This is a genomic window from Pseudohongiella spirulinae, assembly GCF_001444425.1.
Taxonomy (GTDB): domain Bacteria; phylum Pseudomonadota; class Gammaproteobacteria; order Pseudomonadales; family Pseudohongiellaceae; genus Pseudohongiella; species Pseudohongiella spirulinae.
Window position 1 is genome coordinate 1,388,749 of the sequence record NZ_CP013189.1, and the last position, 16,368, is coordinate 1,405,116.

Sequence of the window (16,368 nt, forward strand, 5' to 3'; positions counted from 1 at the left end):
CGCTTTGCGATTTTACGAGTCACTGGGATTTAAAGCGAGTCATGAAGGGTTTAAACCTACAATCTAGAGTGCTAACAATCGCATGCCTGATACGAGGCTTTAGGCCGTCCTGTAACGAAGAGATATCATGATCCCCATCGAAACAATCAGCGTATTTTTCGCGGCTTCAGTCGCTCTTGCCCTTGCGCCGGGGCCAGATAACATTTTTGTTCTCACTCAATCTGCGCTTAGCGGTCGAGCCGCTGGATTGGTCGTTACGCTTGGGCTTTGTACCGGGCTGATCGTCCACACATTGGCCGTCGCGTTTGGTGTGGCCGTGATCTTTCAGACATCGGCGATGGCCTTTAATGCGCTGAAGCTGATCGGCGCGGCATACCTGCTCTATTTAGCGTGGCAGGCATTTAAGGCAAGACCTTCAGACATGACCTTGGGCGCCAACGGCAAACTGACTCGCCGCAAGTTGTACTTGCGTGGAGTGGTTATGAATGTCACGAATCCGAAGGTGGCGATTTTCTTCCTCGCTTTTCTTCCGCAGTTTGCCGACCCCACCAGGGGCTCGGTTGCGCTTCAAATGGTTGCGTTCGGCGCAATATTCATGCTGGCGGCGTTTGTTGTTTTTGGCGCAGTCTCATGGGCGTCGGGATTCCTTAGTGAATGGCTTAGACATTCTGAGCGTGCACAAGTCATTATGAATCGTGTAGCCGGGACTGTCTTTGTAGGGTTGGTGGCTCGGCTGGTAGTGACGCAGCGGTGAGTTTGGTTGCATCCAGGCTCGCGCCTCGAATTGGTTCAAACTGGATCAGGATGGATGTTTTTATGAAGATCACTGTCATTTTGCTGGCGGGACTTGTCTTTTGCGCTGCAGTAAATGCAGAGCCAGTATTCGTCGGACCGCATAACTTTATCCGTGCAGAAACCGATCGGTATATGGGTGAATTGGTTGAGCAGGGCGAACTGGGAAGCTTACGCCACCGGCGTGAGCCAACTGACCTGTCAGCCCAGACGGTTATCCGGATGAATCTCGATACACTTTATTCCAGCGGCGTATTCGACATGGAGGCCGGGGCGGTAACAATCACCTTGCCTGATGCGCCAGACGGTCGATACATCTCTGCACAAGTGATCTCTCAGGATCATTTCACAATCGCTGTATATCACGATGGAACCAACACATTTACTATTGAAGATATCGGCACGCGCTACGCCGTTGTCATCTTGCGCATATTTGCGGACTCAATGGACGCAAATGACATTGCATATGCAAATGGTCTGCAGGATGCGGTCAGGGTCAGCCAGCCTGCGCAGGGCGAATTCATCGTGCCGGACTATGAATCCGAAAGCTTTGAAGCGACACGAATGACGCTTCTCCGCCTTGGAGCCCTTGCTCGTGGAAACCTCGGTTTGTTCGCGGGTGGTCCGGATGAGGTCGATCCAGTGTCACATCTTATCGTTACGGCAACAGGCTGGGGAGGATTGCCCAGATCCGAAGCTGCCTATTTCCAGAGCGGGCCAGTGCCCGGCAATGAGGACAAGCCTCACCAATTGCTACTTTCAGATGTACCAGCCAACGCTTTCTGGTCGATAACTGTCTACAATGCGAGAGGATTCATGGTGCCAAACGGGCTCGTCGGTGTGAATGCACTAAACAATGTTAATGCGAAGCCGAATGAAGATGGCAGCTATCGCATCCAACTAGGCGGATGTAGCGATACCAGCGTGAATTGTATTCCAACGCCAGAGGGCTGGAATTACGTGCTGCGCGCCTATCAACCCAGCAACGTCATTACATCAGGTCAATGGGTACCACCAGTCGCCACGCCAATCGAGTAACTCCACGCGTACTCGCTGCTGTAATAGGCATTCCGGTAGCGTTGGTGCTTGGTTTCTATCCAAACGAGGCAAGAAAAAAGAATTATTCATAGTAGCATCCTCAATCTGCACGGGGTCAGTTGCAAGATCGAATTCAACACTCGCAATGAGGTTTTTTCTGTATCGTATGGTTAGATAACGGTGTGTAATTAATCCAGGTAACTGGCCTTGCATTCATCGGCAATACTCGATAGTTGTGGAAAAATGAAATGTATTCCACCAGGCTGCTGAGCGAGCCACCATGCCGCCGTCGACTGCCAGTGGACTGTTCCCAGTTGCCGGACACTTCTGGCCTACAATTTGGATACAATGAATGCTCGATGTTTGCGTGGCGATTTCATTTAGAGGCCTTGGTTTGGATCTGTCTCGTTATGGCCTTTAGTAGTTGTAGCGTTCTTGAAAGGTAAAAATATTGGTGCGGTGGGTGTGTAATTCCCGCAAAAGCCCGAAACGCTCACAGCCTGCATATCGTGGAATAGACGGAGACAGAACAGGAAACATGACGAATGTTTGATGTCATCGAGTATTTTTCTGAAAAATTACGTAATAATCGACAGTGGCTCTACTGTACGCCCAGACAACGGACAACTCGACTCATTTCTGACGCAGCGGGAATTAGGAGCAACCATGCCTGAGCATTGTGAATCCGTGATCCTTTTTGACGCGCTTGACCGCACCGATTTGCCGCGCGTGGGTGGTAAAAATGCCTCTCTGGGCGAAATGATCTCCAGATTGGGTGCCGCCGGAGTACTGGTCCCTCCCGGTTTTGCCACCACCTCTGAGGCCTACTGGCGTTTTGTTGAGTCCAATAACCTCCGTGAGACCTTAAGTCAGGCGATTGACGCATTTCAAACAGGTGACGCGACGCTGGCACTAACCGGCAAACTGTTGCGTGATGCGTTTCTGCGGGGACGGTGGCCCGACGACATTGCCGATGCTATCAGCACTGCGTATGGCGATCTGTGCCTGCAGGCGGGTGGCACCGACGTCCCGGTGGCAGTGCGCTCCAGCGCAACCGCGGAGGATTTACCCGATGCCAGTTTCGCCGGTCAGCAAGAAACCTTTCTGAATATCAGTGGCCAGGCAGCCTTACTTGATGCCTGCCGCCGCTGCTTTGCCTCCCTGTTTACCGACCGCGCTATCAGCTATAGGGAAACTCACGGTTTTGATCACCTTAAAGTGGCCCTGTCGGTAGGCGTGCAGCTTATGGTGCGTTCCGACGTCGGCGGCGCAGGTGTCATGTTCAGTATTGATACCGAGACCGGTTTTGAGAAGGTGGTGGTGATAGACGCAGCCTGGGGCCTGGGTGAGACCGTGGTGCAGGGCAGTGTTGATCCCGACGAATACCTTGTGTTCAAGCCCTTGCTGTCAGATCCCGAACTGACACCCATAGTGCAAAAACGTCGGGGCACCAAGAGGCGAAAGATGGTTTATGCCCCGCAAACCGGACAAGCCACACAGACGGTGGATACCTCACCTGCAGAGCGTGAGCAATGGGTATTGAGCGATGCTGAGATCCTGCAGCTGGCACGTTGGGCCTGTGTTATTGAATTACATTATGGCTGTCCGATGGACATGGAATGGGCAAAAGACGGCGAATCGGGCAGGCTTTACATCGTGCAGGCACGACCGGAAACCGTGCAGTCGCGGCGGGCGCTGGGTGAGTTCAGGAGTTATCGTCTGAGCGCAACGGGCCCACGCCTGGTCAGCGGTCTGAGCATTGGAGAGGCGGCCGTGAGTGGTCAAGTCTGCCGACTGGAAAGTGCTCGCGATATTGATCGTTTTGTTGATGGCGCCATTCTGGTCACTGGTAATACCGATCCCGATTGGGTGCCGGTCATGAAACGTGCCGTCGCTATTGTCACTGACCACGGCGGGCGCACATCACACGCAGCCATCATCAGCCGTGAACTGGGGTTGCCCGCGGTGGTGGGCACAGGCAACGCGACTGAGTTATTGAGAGACGGACAGTCAATCACTGTATCCTGCGCTGAAGGTGATCAAGGACATATCTATGAGGGTGTCGCGCAGATTGACAGTGTGGTGCTCGATACGGCGAATATGGCTGAAACCCGCACTAAAATTATGCTGAACCTGGCTGATCCGGCTGCTGCGTTCCGTTGGTGGCGACTGCCCGCCGATGGTGTAGGTCTGGTACGCATGGAATTTGTGATCAGCAACCACATTAAGGTGCATCCGATGGCATTGGTGAAATATGCCGAGTTGAGCGACGAAGCAGCGCGTCGCGAAATCGATGATCTGACTGCCGGTTACAACGACAAATCCGCTTACTTTGTTGACTCCTTGGCAAGGGGACTGGCGCGGATCGCAGCGGCGTTCTATCCGCACCCAGCCATTATTCGCATGAGTGACTTTAAAACCAATGAGTACGCCAGTCTTATTGGTGGTGCACAGTTTGAGCCGCCTGAGGAGAACCCCATGCTTGGGTTCCGTGGCGCATCGCGTTATTACTCGCCGCGTTACCAGGCCGGTTTTGCTCTTGAGTGTCTTGCCATCAAGAAACTGCGTGAGGAGCTGGGATTCAGCAACGTGATTGTGATGATTCCCTTCTGTCGTACCGTGGGTGAAGCGGACAAGGTGCTGGATGTGATGGCGCAGAATGGCCTGGTACGGGGTGAAAATGGTCTTCAGGTTTATGTCATGTGTGAGATCCCTTCGAATGTCATTCTGGCAGAAGAGTTTGCGACACGATTTGATGGTTTCTCGATTGGCTCCAATGATCTTACCCAGCTTACCCTGGGTATCGATCGTGATTCAGAAGATCTTGCTGATTTATTCGACGAAGACGATCCGGCCGTGAAATGGATGATTAGCCGTGTTATCGGCTCGGCTCATAAGGCGGGGGTTAAAGTCGGTTTGTGCGGGCAGGCGCCGAGCAACCGACCGGCGTTTGCGGCTTTTCTGGTGGAGTCCGGAATTGATTCAATTTCGGTGACGCCGGATAGTTTTGTGTCGGTAAAAATGCGTGTCGCGGACATGGAAGGGCACGGTCAATGACAGACGCAAAAGTGTATGCAGTGATTCACAAGACTGATGCCGAACGTGCCGCGGCACCCGACAGCGAGCAGGCGCAGTACCGACCGGCCGACTTGCCTGACGGCGGACTCAATATTGCCCATGAAGCGGTGGATCGTCATGTGGCCGACGGCTATGGGGAACAGATCGCCATCCGCTGGCTGGGGCGTGATGGCGGACGAGCAGAGATCAGTTACGCTCAACTGGCCCTGGACGCCGCACGTTTTGCCAATGTGCTGAACACACATGGACTGGTGCGTGGCGACCGCCTGTTTGCATTAATGGGCCGGGTGCCCGCACTTTACGCAGCTGCGCTGGGAACGCTAAAGGCAGGTTTGAGTTTTACGCCGATGTTTGCCGCTTTTGGCCCGGAACCGATTCGTTCACGTATGGAGATCGGTTCCGCCAGTGTACTGCTGACCACTGCGGCGCTATACCGCCGCAAGATTGCTGACTGGCGCCATGAGTTACCAGGATTGAAACGGGTGCTGATTATCGGTGAGGATGTACCGGAAGACTGTGTGGGTCTCGACGCTGCGATGGTCGGCGCCGCCGATGATTTTGCCACCGTGCCGACCCGAGCGGATGAGATGGCGCTGCTGCATTTTACCTCGGGAACCACAGGTAAACCCAAAGGTGCCGTGCATGTACATGGCGCTGTTGTTGCACATGCTGAAACCGGACGGATTGCACTGGATTTGCATCCGGGTGATGTCTATTGGTGCACGGCAGATCCGGGCTGGGTAACCGGAACCAGCTACGGCATTATTTCGCCGCTGGTTAATCGTACAACCATGATTGTGGATGAAGCAGAATTCGATCTGGAACGCTGGTACGGCATTCTGGAGCGGGAAAAAGTCCAGGTGTGGTATACCGCCCCAACGGCAATTCGCATGATGATGCGGGCAGGCAAAGCGGCGGCACAGGGATATGATTTTTCGGCGCTGCGCTTTTTGTCAAGTGTCGGTGAACCCCTCAATGCTGAATGCGTGATCTGGGCAATGGAGGTATTTGGCAAACCATTCCACGATAACTGGTGGCAGACAGAAACCGGTGGCATCATGATTGCCAATACGCCGGCCATGGATATCAAACCCGGTTCCATGGGTAAACCGCTACCAGGAATTACCGCAGCCGTTGTGGAAACCGAGGGTCAGACGCTGCGCAAGCTGGATGCCGGTGAAATAGGTGAGCTGGCACTGCGAGCCGGCTGGCCATCTATGATGCGGGCTTATCTGCATGAAGAGCAACGTTACGCAAAATGTTTTGTTGATGGGTGGTATCTGACCGGAGATCTCGCGCTGCGTGATCGTGACGGTTATTACTGGTTTGTTGGCCGCGCTGATGATTTGATCAAAAGTTCAGGGCACTTGATCGGACCATTTGAAGTGGAAAGTGCACTGATCGAGCATGATGCCGTGGCCGAAGCGGCGGTAGTCGGCATTCCTGATGAGACAGCCGGTGAGGTGGTTAAAGCCTATGTCACCCTCAACGCCGGTTACAGTGCTGACGAGGCGCTGGAGAGAGATATTCGTGGACATGCCCGTAAGCGTCTTGGCTCCGCGGTGGCACCTCGAGAGATTGTATTTCGTCATAGTCTGCCCAAAACACGCTCCGGAAAAATCATGCGTCGCCTGCTGCGGGCTCGAGAGCTGGGTTTGCCGGAAGGTGATATTTCTACCCTGGAGAGTGATGACGCATGAGTGACAAGACCAAGGTAAAACTGTCTCAGGCCCATGTGCGTGAATTGTTGCGTGCGATGATCCGTATTCGTCGTTTCGAGGCCAAATGTGCCGAACTGTATACACAGGAAAAAATACGCGGATTCCTGCATTTGTATGACGGAGAAGAAGCTAATGCCGTCGGCGTCATGTCGGCGCTTGAGCCGCAGGATCGTGTGGTGGCGACCTATCGCGAACACGGTCATGCGCTTGCGCGAGGTGTGTCCATGGACAGTATCATGGCCGAAATGTATGGCAAGGCCACGGGTTGTTCCGGCGGGCGTGGTGGTTCCATGCACCTGTTTGATGCGGACACCAATTTTTACGGTGGCAATGCCATTGTGGCAGGCGGATTGCCGCTGGCCGCTGGCTTGGCGCTTGGTGACAGGATGCAAGGCGAGTCGCGCGTCACGGCTTGTTTTTTCGGAGAAGGTGCGGCCGCGGAAGGTGAGTTTCACGAGACATTGAATCTGGCGGCATTATGGTCATTGCCGGTGCTGTTCGTTTGTGAAAACAATCGCTACGCAATGGGCTCTGCGCTGGAGCGCACCCAGTCTGGAGGCCAGGTCAGTGATAAGGCAAAAGCGTACGGAATAAAGTCTGAGTCGGTGGATGGCATGGACGTGGTCGCGGTAGAGCGCGCTGCGCGTTGCATGGTGAGCGAAATAAGGCAAACATCGCAGCCGCAATTATTGGAATGCAATACCTACCGTTTTCGTGCTCACTCCATGTTTGACCCGGAGCTGTATCGTGACAAGTCCGAGGTGCGCGAATGGCGCAAAAAGGGCCCAATAGTCCGCTTTCAGCGCTGGTTGCTGGAAAACGGGATGATTCATGAGGAAGAAATCAGTGCTATCGAATCTGAAGTTGATGCTGAGATAGACGCTGCCGTACAGAGTGCCGAGCAGGCACCGTGGGAGCCGGAAGAGACTCTGACCAGGCATGTCATGGCCGATGACAATCCGCCATTCCCGGAATTGCAGCCTCCTTCGGAAGAAACAATCGAAATAAGCTACCGCGATGCGATGCGGGCGGCCATCATGGACGCCATGCTGCGTGACGAGCGGGTGTTTCTTATGGGTGAGGATGTAGGCGCCTATGGTGGAGGCTTTGCTGTATCCAAAGGACTGATGCAGGAATTTGGTGAAGAGAGAATCCGTGACACCCCGCTGTCCGAGTCAGCATTTACGGGCGCTGGCATAGGCGCGGCAATGACAGGCATGAAACCCATCATTGAAATCATGACAGTCAATTTCAGCCTGCTGGCGCTGGATCAGATCATGAATACGGCGGCAACCATCCGTCACATGTCTGGAGGGCAGTTCAGCGCGCCGGTGGTGATCCGCATGACCACCGGTGGCGGGCGACAGTTGGCCGCTCAGCATAGCCATTCGCTGGAAGGCTGGTACGCGCATATTCCCGGTCTGCGTGTTCTGGCACCTGCCACGCTGGAAGATGCGCGCGGCATGTTGTGGACGGCGCTGCAACAATCCGACCCGGTGCTTATTTTCGAAAACATCATGTACTACAACAATGTGGGTTTGCTGGCTGGCAATGCAGGCGCTGTAGATATTGACCGCGCAATCGTGCGACGCAAGGGAAGTGACCTGACGCTGATCACTTACGGTGGTTCCCTGTTCAAAACGCTTGAAGCGGCCGATGAATTGGCAGAACAGGGCATTAAGGCCGATGTGATTGATCTGCGCACCTTGCGCCCGCTGGATGATGAAACAATTATTCAGTCTGTGTCGCAGACCCGGCGTGCTGTAATTGTAGATGAGGGCTGGCGCAGCGGTTCACTGTCAGCTGAAATTGCTGCCCGTATTATGGAGCATTGTTTCTGGCGGCTGGATGCGCCAGTAGGTCGGGTTTGCTCTGCCGAGGTACCCATCCCCTACGCGGGTCACCTGGAGAAAGCCGCATTGCCGCAGGTGTCACAGATTATCGCGGCGGCCAGGGCAGTGATGGGAGAGGCGCCATGAGTGTATTTAAAATGCCTTCGCTGGGCGCCGACATGGAATCGGGTGAACTGATTGAGTGGCTGGTAAAACCCGGCGACACCGTCGCAAAAGGCGATGTTATCGCCGTCGTGGAGACCCACAAGGGTGCCATCGAGATTGAAATATTTGAGGCAGGAGTGGTTGAAAGTCTGGATGTACAGGTCGGGGAATCGGTGCCGGTAGGCACGCCGATGGCTGTTATTCGTGCAGCCGGTGAAGCGGTTGTGGAGAATGAGAAAGATGGGCCGGTTGGCGAAACAGTCGCATCGGAAAAGCAGGGGATAAAAAAGCAGGGCGATCAAATAGAAAAAGTGGAAGCCCGTCAGGTAGAAAAACAGAAGTCTCAGAAACAACCCCAAAAAATCACCGCTGCACGGGCGGCTGCTGACGGACAACAACTGGCTTCACCGGCTGCCAGAGTGCGCGCGGCAGACGCGGGCGCAGATCTGGCAGATATACCGGGTACCGGGCCAGGCGGTGCCGTGTTGCTGAATGATGTGGAGCATTGGTTATCCTTGGCGGAAAAACCCGCCGCGCAGCCAGATGCCAATGCGGAGGCAGCCGAAACACGCCAATCTTCCTCGCTTAAACCGGGGTTGTACATGGCGATGATGCGCCAGGCCATTGCGGCAGCCATGAGTCGTGCCAAACGCGAGATTCCCCATTACTATCTATCTCATCGTATCGATTTACAGGCTGCCACGGACTGGTTGGCTGCCCGCAATGCTGAACGTGATCCCGAGCAACGTCTGCTGATGGCCGCGATGTTTGTCAGAGCAACAGTATTGGCTGTCAGAAAAGTGCCTGAACTCAATGGCACCTTTGAGGACGGTGTCTTCTCCGGGGCGGATACGGTTAATTGTGGTCTGGCGATTTCCATGCGTGGTGGCGGCCTGATCGCTCCGGCTTTGATGGATGCCGGAAGCAAAAATCTGGATGACTTGATGCTTGCCATGCGCGATGCGGTCGTTCGCACCAGAACCGGACGATTGCGTAATTCAGAGGTCACGCAGGGCACCATTACGGTGTCGAGCATGGGCGATAACGGCACCGACAGCCTGCTTGGAGTAATTTATCCGCCTCAGGTCGCCCTGGTGGGTTTTGGTACTCCAGCGCGACGGCCGTGGGTGATTGAGGATGAAGTGCAGGTGCGAACAGTTGTCGATGTTACGCTGGCTGCTGATCACCGGGTCAGTGATGGGCGCCGAGGGGCCCGCCTGCTGACAGAAATTGAACGTTTACTCGGGGAGCCTGATCTATTATGAGTGCACAAGAACTGCGCAGTGCGTTTCTCGATTGTCTTGTTGCCGTCGCGCCGGATATTGACGCAGCCACGGTCGGGGATAACGATCATCTGCAGGACGATCTGGAGCTCGATTCCATGGATATTCTCAATCTGGTAGCTGCCCTGCACAAGCGTTTTGGTGTGGCGATTGCCGAATCCGACTATCAGCAGATCGCCACGCCCGACAAAGCGGTCAAGTATTTACAGCAACATACCAAATCCTGAATTTCCCGAGCTGCCTCAATAGATCAATGTTGTTACGAACAGCCTGTTTTGTGACAACGCTTCATTAACCGGAAAATCATGGTAATCTCATATTTTCCACGGTTCACCGCTTATCGGATGACTGTCCGGATTGGTCAGGTAGCATGTCAATAACCTGAATAAGGTCTATGCGCATCGTGATTGAAACAATCACGTCGTTTCTAAAACAAAAAGGGGAGCTTAGCTATGCAGCGTTTGACATCTCTCATGATTGGCACCATTGCCTTGGCGGGCAGCGCCATGGCACAGGTTGCCGACGACATCACCCCCGTCAGGGTCACCCTAGATGCCGGTGTCCTGGTCGGACAACAGGAAAACAATGTCCATGTGTTCCGTGGTGTACCCTACGCCAAACCGCCCGTGGGCGACTTGCGATGGCGTGCTCCGGTTGCACCGGACCCGTGGCCGGGTGAGCGTCTGGCGCTCACGCATGAACCACCCTGCACGCAACCCGTCACGCTGGATGGTCGCCCTAACGGCGGTGGTGTCGCCGGCATGCAGTCGGAAGACTGTCTATACCTGACGGCCTTTGTGCCGCCTGATGCGCAAAACGCCCCCATTGTTGTCTGGATGCACGGTGGTGCTTCCTTCCTGGGTGCCGGTCACCTTGGCTCCTATGATGGCACCTCTAATGCTCAGAACGGTGTCATTACTGTTTCCATCAATTACCGTCTGGGGCCGATGGCCAATTTTAACCACCCGGCGCTGAGTAACGCCGCTGACAGCGATGAGGCTCTGGGCAACTTTGCACTGACCGATGCTGTAGCTGCCCTTGAGTGGGTCCAACGCAATGCTGAAGCTCTGGGTGGTGATCCTGAAAACGTCACGATTGCCGGCCAGTCTGCCGGTGGTGCCATGGTGATGGATTTGCTTTCCATTCCGTCAGCCAAAGGCTTGTTCCACAAGGCTGTGGTGCAATCCGGTGCCTTGCTTCGCCCCGGCCAGTCTCTGGCTGACGCTGAGCAACGCGGCGTGCAGGCAATGAGTGCGCTGAGTCTGTCAGAAGATATCACCCCAGATCAGCTGCGCTCCATTTCTGCACAAACTTTCAGCTATAACCAGGCCACACGGGCCGGACTGGGCACCGTCATTGATGGACGCTTCCGTCCAGTGTCTACTCTGGAGGCCATGCAGGCGGGCGATGAAATCGATGTGCCGGTTCTGGTCGGGTCCAACACCGGGGAGCGTGGCTTTAACAGTGCCCGCCGCGTAGCCAGTCTTGCCGGCGACTCTGGTGCCGGTGCCTGGTTATACAGTTTTGATTATGTTCCCGGTTTCCGCACGGAGTGGACCAATGGTCCCATTCACTCGGCAGAGCTGATGTTTACCTTTGACTCCATTGATTCATCAGGCTGGGCCATGGGCCCCAATGGCAGAGCAGGTGGAGAAGACAGGGAAGTGGCCGCCATGGTTCAGTCCTGCTGGCTGGCCTTCTACAAAATGGACCTCGCAGCCAAATCCATCAACTGTGCAGGTGGCACAGAATGGCCAGCGTATACTGAGGCATCGGACGCCGCCATGCAGTTCTCTGGTACGGCACGGGTTGTGAAGTCTGAGGAGATTCCTGACGGGCCGTAATCGATAGGCAGACAGGGTGCCACATGCACCCTGTCTGTTAAAGTCACTGCATAGGTGCTTGCAGTGACAAGTGCGAGTTATCTGGGCACGCGCGCCGCACGAATCTCAATTTCAATCAGCCAGCCATCTACCACCAGGTCTTTGATCTCTACAAATGAGCGAACTGGTTTCATGGGGTTTTCCTCGGTTCCGAAGAACTGGCGGTAGCCGCGATTGAAACCATCAAAATCTACCGTGCCATCGTCACCGGCTACACCGAAAGCTCGCACCTGGATGATGTCGGACATTGACCAGCCTTCTGCTTCCAGCGTTTCCTTGAAGCCGTTGAAGGTGTCGATGGTCTGCTGTTCCATGTCTCCCCATGTGCCGTCTTCCATTCGCGATGCGCCAGAGCCGCTCAGATACAGGAATTCGGCATTGGCAGGAACACGGATGGTGGTGTAAAAGTGCCGGCCTTCGCCTTTGCGCTCAATCTCCTGCGCCGCGACCATTGCTGCGGGTGTTGCAAATACGCCCGCCAGTACGGCTGCCAGAGACAATAACTTCAGTGCTTTCATACGTCTTCCTCTTATTATCCTGATTCATGTCAAGTGGCCGCTAAGGATTGTTAAACAGGCCAGACCCAAGTATGCCATCTTTCGACGCCAACTGCGCTACTCCTTCTGATCGGAGTCGCATGGTTTATCTGGAGATCGTCAAAGAGTTTGATCGTCTTCGGCAACACCCAGCCAGTCAGTTCGGGCGCGGAGGGCGTCGTTACTGGCTTCGTCATCTGAGTCGATTTCAAAATCTCCGCGCACTGCATTGAGTGTGACCGGTATGGTTTTCAACAGCCCATCGCGAAACAGCGTGAATTGGACTTCGTCGCCGGGGCTGTAGCGTCTTAGCAGTGCGTTCAAATTGCCACCTATGCGCATACCGTCCAGTGCCATCAGTTCATCACCGGCATTGATACCTGCGCGCCAGGCAGCGCCATCGAGTCGTGGTGAAAACACCACCGGAGGGTTGCCGCGCAGCGATGCATCCAGCGAGACCTGCACCGGGTCTTCACTGGTATCTTCGCGCTCCAGCAGCCAACCTATTGATTGCAGTGCGTCAGCCAGTGGTAAAGGTTGTGTGTCGTAGACCCAACCGTCTAGCTGATCGGCCAGAGTATCACCGCCCGCGGCTGCCAGACGCTCGCGAAAATCAGCATAGGTAAAACCACCGCCGCCCAGCGGGAAGTCGTCGTACAGCGCAGTCAGGACAGTATCCAGGCTGCGGGCACCATTGCTATGGCGGCGGATTTCCAGGTCAAGCACCAGCCCCAGTAGCCCGCCCTGACTATAGAATGATACCGTCCGGTTGGGTTTATCGGCGGCACGGTCGGCGCCGCGATGAAAGTTTTTGGTCCAGGCTTCGAAACTGGCACGCGCCAGGGTGTCCTGACTGTAGCCTGGCGCATCGACCACGCTGGTGATGGTGTCGGCAAGCTGGTCCCGATAATCATCCACCGACACCAGACCGGCGCGCACCGGCAGCAACTGATCGTAATAACTGGTCAGACCCTCGGCCACCCACAGCAGTTCGGTGTAATTGATGTCCTGATAGTCATACCGGTCGATTGCGGCTGGACGGAAACGTTTCACATTCCAGGTATGGAAGAACTCATGCGCCATAAGCCCGAGAAATCCCTGCCAGCGATCTTCGTCCCAGAATGCGCGGGGATCAGTATGCACCAGTGTGCTGTTGTAGTACTCGGTGCCGCCACCCAGACCATCGCCGCTGTGCAGAATGAACAGATAATAGTCCGTCGGCAGACCGGTGCTGGATGTAGCGAAGACCTCTGCGGTGGCTTCGACAAGAGCACTCATATCGTTGATCAGCCGCTCTTCGTCTCCATCCCAGATGCCGTGAATCAGAAAATCGACAGTCATGCCTGCCGCCTCAAAAGTTACCAGATCGAATGTGCCAGCCTCGATCGGTGAATCCACCAGGCGGTCATAATGCGGCGCAACAAAGCGACCCGGTTCAGGTTGTTCCATGCCACTGGCTGCCTGCCAGCCATCGGGCAGGTCAAGGTTCACCTCAATGGGCATATCACGCAGAGGGTCAGCATAAACAAACACAGCAGCGGGATTCAGAAATGCATGATCGGCATCCACGTGACGTGTGCGGTCGGTCAGGCTGTCCGCGTAGACCCGATATCGCACCCGGACATCACCGCTGGCTGCATCAGGTCGACTGACTCGCCAGGATGATTTTGCGGTTTGTTCGAAGGGCAGGGCGTTGCCATTGCCATCGGTGACTTCCAGCCCTGAAACGGTTCCCACAAAGTCCAGTACCAGGTAAAGGCCAGAGCGCCACACCGGCAGGTGAAAATCCAGCGTGTCTCCGGTGACTTCGCTGAATCTCGCCTCGATCGTGACCTGCTGCATGACCCGCTCGGACAGGTCCACCTGATAGCGGGTTTCCTGCGCACTGGCGGTCCCGCTCAGGCTGATCATGATCAGGGACAACAGGGCTGCAACCAGGGATGATCGGGCGCGCCTGCGGCGTGTGTGTTTAATGCTCATAAACTATCCTCCGAAGAACCGGAAGGATAACTTAAAATCGCGACAGTGCCGAGATGGACGAAACAGGCAGAGGTGATCGGGGTTAGCATGGTAACAGTAGAGCCCTTACTTCAAATGCCGGTCAAACCACGCTAATGCCAGATCGTGGGCCTGCCGCCACGCTTCACGATAGATCCCGTAATGACTGATACCGGGAATCACCACCAGATTTTTGGGTCCCTCATAGCGATCGTGCGCCAGAATGCCATGATCGCGGTTATCAAATAACTCTTCTTCACCGGCCAGCACAAACTGGATCGGCGTACCTTCGATTTCATGCATCCGGTCAACAGGTGAATAATTGGCGAAGCGATTCGCTATTGGCGCGCCACGTAGATTGCCCACTACTGTGGCACCTGCCTGGGGGTAACTCAGTTCGCCGCGTGCACGCAGAGTTGCCTCGTTGTAGGCTTGAACGGTCTCTCCGATACTTCGTCCGCTCAGTGAGCTGACCTGACTATGTACCGCCTTGATCCGTTGATCCCGTGCCGCCATTTCCACCACGTAACCGCCAGACTGGCTGCTACCCCATACACCTATCCGATCCGTGTCGACCTGAGGCTCCGCCTGCAGCCAGTGCATGGCATTCTCCCAGTCTGCGAGCATGTCCACCGGGTCCACTATTTCACGAATCTCACGTACTTGAACAGTGAAGCTGCCCTCGTGTTCGCCCGGCAATTTCTCAGTAGCAATAATACGACCGTCACTCTCGCCCCAGCCTCGATAGTCAAACGTGACAACCAGATAGCCATGCTGGGCAAATGAGATTGCGTCCCGCCGCAACTGGGCGGCGACGCCTCCCCAGCCGTGTGCCATCAAAATTGTCGGCAGCCGGTCTGCAGCAGACGCAGAGGTGGGCGAGTAAACAGTGGCGGTCAGGCGGGTGCCTTCACTCCAGATGTCTGCACTTCGAACCTGGACATTGTCGGGTACCGTACTGGATGTCTGTGCGGATCCGATGCTGCTGAAGGATAGCAGGAAAGAGATCAGGAACAACATCGGGATTGCTTTGCCGGCCGTGTTCATTGGAGTGCTCCTCTTGTTCTGATTAATATGGACAATACTCCGTCCCGTATGGCAGTCGCAAATCTTAATTTGATTGAGTCCGCATCCAGGCCACACGGAGGTGAAATTTTCCAGCTTGCTTATCTGCCAAAAGAAAACCAATCTGTTCCACCCTGGCGGCATCAAATGCCGGTCCGGATAACAAGCGACCTCTAAATACTGGCTTGAGTTTAGAGAAATCGACAGTCACGTCCTGCCATTGATCAGCCGTGGTATTAAAACTCATGCTATAGGCTATTTTAGAGTCATGAAAGGTCGCGTCGGTGTAGAGCCGGAACTGATAACGGCGTCCATCGCCGCAAACGCGCAGTGTTAAGCCGCTGAAGTCGCTCAGATCCAGGTGCTGTTGGGATCGAATCGAGGCAAAACCGCCGTTGTTTTCCAGCGAAATAATGCCGGAGAAGTGAAGCTTGTCGTCCACCACAGTGGGTAAACTGCTGGATTGTCCGCCCATCACATCATCATTGACAGCACGCCACTCGGCTGTATTGATGATATCCAGGATTTCGGAACTAAAGTTGTCGGTCATCATCTGTCAGGCCTGTCCGGTATGCTCTCCATGCTCATTTGTTGGCTTGCCGTGGGAGCCCAGTGATATGACGGGGATAAACACGGTGATCAGCAATCCTAACAGACAAATCCACAGGCTGGCGCGGTCTGGCCTTTTGTTCAGATGTCGGTGGCCGATTACGATACCGGCGATACTGCCGGTTTTGCGTTGTCATTCTCCAACGCTCGAGTTGGCCCTGCGCTTGTGTACTCAGCCCGGATCGCAGCATTGAATCCGGAACCCGTGTCAATGTGCCCTGATTTTGGCGATGCGACATTTCGCAATTGACAGTGGTACCTGAGAAATGGCGGAAGGACATGGGAGTCGAACCCACCAGGCGCGCGCTGCGCATCTCACCGGATTTGAAGTCCGGGCGCCCCACCGGGGACGATGTCCTTCCATTGCT

The 16,368-nt window shown here is 55.0% G+C and carries 12 protein-coding genes and 1 tRNA gene; 8 read left to right on the forward strand and 5 right to left on the reverse strand.

The features are described 5' to 3' along the window. Window positions 1–127 precede the first annotated feature (127 nt). The 8 genes from PS2015_RS06325 (at window position 128) to PS2015_RS06360 (ending at window position 11,753) form a co-directional block, all read left to right on the forward strand. Entirely contained in the window at window positions 128–754 is a 627-nt protein-coding gene (locus PS2015_RS06325) for a LysE family translocator (protein WP_211271218.1), read from the forward strand. 62 nt (window positions 755–816) lie between these two features. Continuing rightward, window positions 817–1,830: a DUF1214 domain-containing protein gene (locus PS2015_RS06330; RefSeq protein ID WP_169792277.1), complete on the forward strand. Its 1,014-nt coding sequence runs from the start codon at window positions 817–819 to the stop codon at window positions 1,828–1,830. Window positions 1,831–2,496: 666 nt separating this feature from the next. Then, window positions 2,497–4,887, forward strand: a complete 2,391-nt coding sequence (ppsA, locus tag PS2015_RS06335; RefSeq protein WP_058023179.1) for a phosphoenolpyruvate synthase — start codon at window positions 2,497–2,499, stop codon at window positions 4,885–4,887. Continuing rightward, window positions 4,884–6,608, forward strand: a complete 1,725-nt coding sequence (gene acsA, locus PS2015_RS06340) for an acetate--CoA ligase (protein WP_058021426.1) — start codon at window positions 4,884–4,886, stop codon at window positions 6,606–6,608. Before ppsA ends, acsA begins: the two co-directional genes overlap by 4 nt. Beyond that, window positions 6,605–8,608 carry a pyruvate dehydrogenase (acetyl-transferring) E1 component subunit alpha gene (gene pdhA / locus PS2015_RS15450; protein WP_082628000.1) on the forward strand — a complete coding sequence of 668 codons (2,004 nt, stop codon included), beginning with the start codon at window positions 6,605–6,607 and terminating at the stop codon, window positions 8,606–8,608. Before acsA ends, pdhA begins: the two co-directional genes overlap by 4 nt. After that, window positions 8,605–9,891, forward strand: a complete 1,287-nt coding sequence (locus PS2015_RS06350; RefSeq protein WP_058021427.1) for a dihydrolipoamide acetyltransferase family protein — start codon at window positions 8,605–8,607, stop codon at window positions 9,889–9,891. Before pdhA ends, PS2015_RS06350 begins: the two co-directional genes overlap by 4 nt. Beyond that, the gene (locus PS2015_RS06355) at window positions 9,888–10,136 is read left to right on the forward strand and encodes an acyl carrier protein (RefSeq protein WP_058021428.1); all 249 of its coding nucleotides are present in this window, start codon (window positions 9,888–9,890) and stop codon (window positions 10,134–10,136) included. Before PS2015_RS06350 ends, PS2015_RS06355 begins: the two co-directional genes overlap by 4 nt. A 225-nt stretch (window positions 10,137–10,361) precedes the next feature. Next, window positions 10,362–11,753 carry a carboxylesterase/lipase family protein gene (locus PS2015_RS06360; RefSeq protein WP_237113397.1) on the forward strand — a complete coding sequence of 464 codons (1,392 nt, stop codon included), beginning with the start codon at window positions 10,362–10,364 and terminating at the stop codon, window positions 11,751–11,753. A gap of 77 nt (window positions 11,754–11,830) precedes the next feature. Here the strand turns inward: PS2015_RS06360 and PS2015_RS06365 are convergent, their stop codons facing one another. The 5 genes from PS2015_RS06365 to PS2015_RS15585 form a co-directional block, all read right to left on the reverse strand. Beyond that, window positions 11,831–12,310 (reverse strand): Rid family hydrolase, encoded by a 480-nt coding sequence (locus PS2015_RS06365; RefSeq protein ID WP_058021429.1) that lies wholly within the window; start codon window positions 12,308–12,310, stop codon window positions 11,831–11,833. Between the two features lie 138 nt (window positions 12,311–12,448). Beyond that, entirely contained in the window at window positions 12,449–14,308 is a 1,860-nt protein-coding gene (locus tag PS2015_RS06370; RefSeq protein WP_058021430.1) for a M61 family metallopeptidase, read from the reverse strand. Window positions 14,309–14,413: 105 nt separating this feature from the next. Continuing rightward, complete coding sequence (locus PS2015_RS06375; RefSeq protein WP_058021431.1) at window positions 14,414–15,373, reverse strand: alpha/beta hydrolase; 960 nt, start codon at window positions 15,371–15,373, stop codon at window positions 14,414–14,416. A gap of 64 nt (window positions 15,374–15,437) precedes the next feature. Continuing rightward, window positions 15,438–15,944: a CIA30 family protein gene (locus PS2015_RS06380; RefSeq protein WP_058021432.1), complete on the reverse strand. Its 507-nt coding sequence runs from the start codon at window positions 15,942–15,944 to the stop codon at window positions 15,438–15,440. A gap of 323 nt (window positions 15,945–16,267) precedes the next feature. Beyond that, window positions 16,268–16,362, reverse strand: a tRNA-Sec gene (locus PS2015_RS15585). Window positions 16,363–16,368 lie beyond the last annotated feature (6 nt).

What these genes read in the sequence shown, in the direction of transcription:
- PS2015_RS06325 (WP_211271218.1), top strand. Translation starts at nt 128, where the DNA reads ATGATCCCCATCGAAACAATCAGCGTATTTTTCGCGGCTTCAGTCGCT.
- PS2015_RS06330 (WP_169792277.1), top strand. Translation starts at nt 817, where the DNA reads ATGAAGATCACTGTCATTTTGCTGGCGGGACTTGTCTTTTGCGCTGCA.
- ppsA (WP_058023179.1), top strand. Translation starts at nt 2,497, where the DNA reads ATGCCTGAGCATTGTGAATCCGTGATCCTTTTTGACGCGCTTGACCGC.
- acsA (WP_058021426.1), top strand. Translation starts at nt 4,884, where the DNA reads ATGACAGACGCAAAAGTGTATGCAGTGATTCACAAGACTGATGCCGAA.
- pdhA (WP_082628000.1), top strand. Translation starts at nt 6,605, where the DNA reads ATGAGTGACAAGACCAAGGTAAAACTGTCTCAGGCCCATGTGCGTGAA.
- PS2015_RS06350 (WP_058021427.1), top strand. Translation starts at nt 8,605, where the DNA reads ATGAGTGTATTTAAAATGCCTTCGCTGGGCGCCGACATGGAATCGGGT.
- PS2015_RS06355 (WP_058021428.1), top strand. Translation starts at nt 9,888, where the DNA reads ATGAGTGCACAAGAACTGCGCAGTGCGTTTCTCGATTGTCTTGTTGCC.
- PS2015_RS06360 (WP_237113397.1), top strand. Translation starts at nt 10,362, where the DNA reads ATGCAGCGTTTGACATCTCTCATGATTGGCACCATTGCCTTGGCGGGC.
- PS2015_RS06365 (WP_058021429.1), bottom strand. Translation starts at nt 12,310, where the DNA reads ATGAAAGCACTGAAGTTATTGTCTCTGGCAGCCGTACTGGCGGGCGTA.
- PS2015_RS06370 (WP_058021430.1), bottom strand. Translation starts at nt 14,308, where the DNA reads ATGAGCATTAAACACACACGCCGCAGGCGCGCCCGATCATCCCTGGTT.
- PS2015_RS06375 (WP_058021431.1), bottom strand. Translation starts at nt 15,373, where the DNA reads ATGAACACGGCCGGCAAAGCAATCCCGATGTTGTTCCTGATCTCTTTC.
- PS2015_RS06380 (WP_058021432.1), bottom strand. Translation starts at nt 15,944, where the DNA reads ATGATGACCGACAACTTTAGTTCCGAAATCCTGGATATCATCAATACA.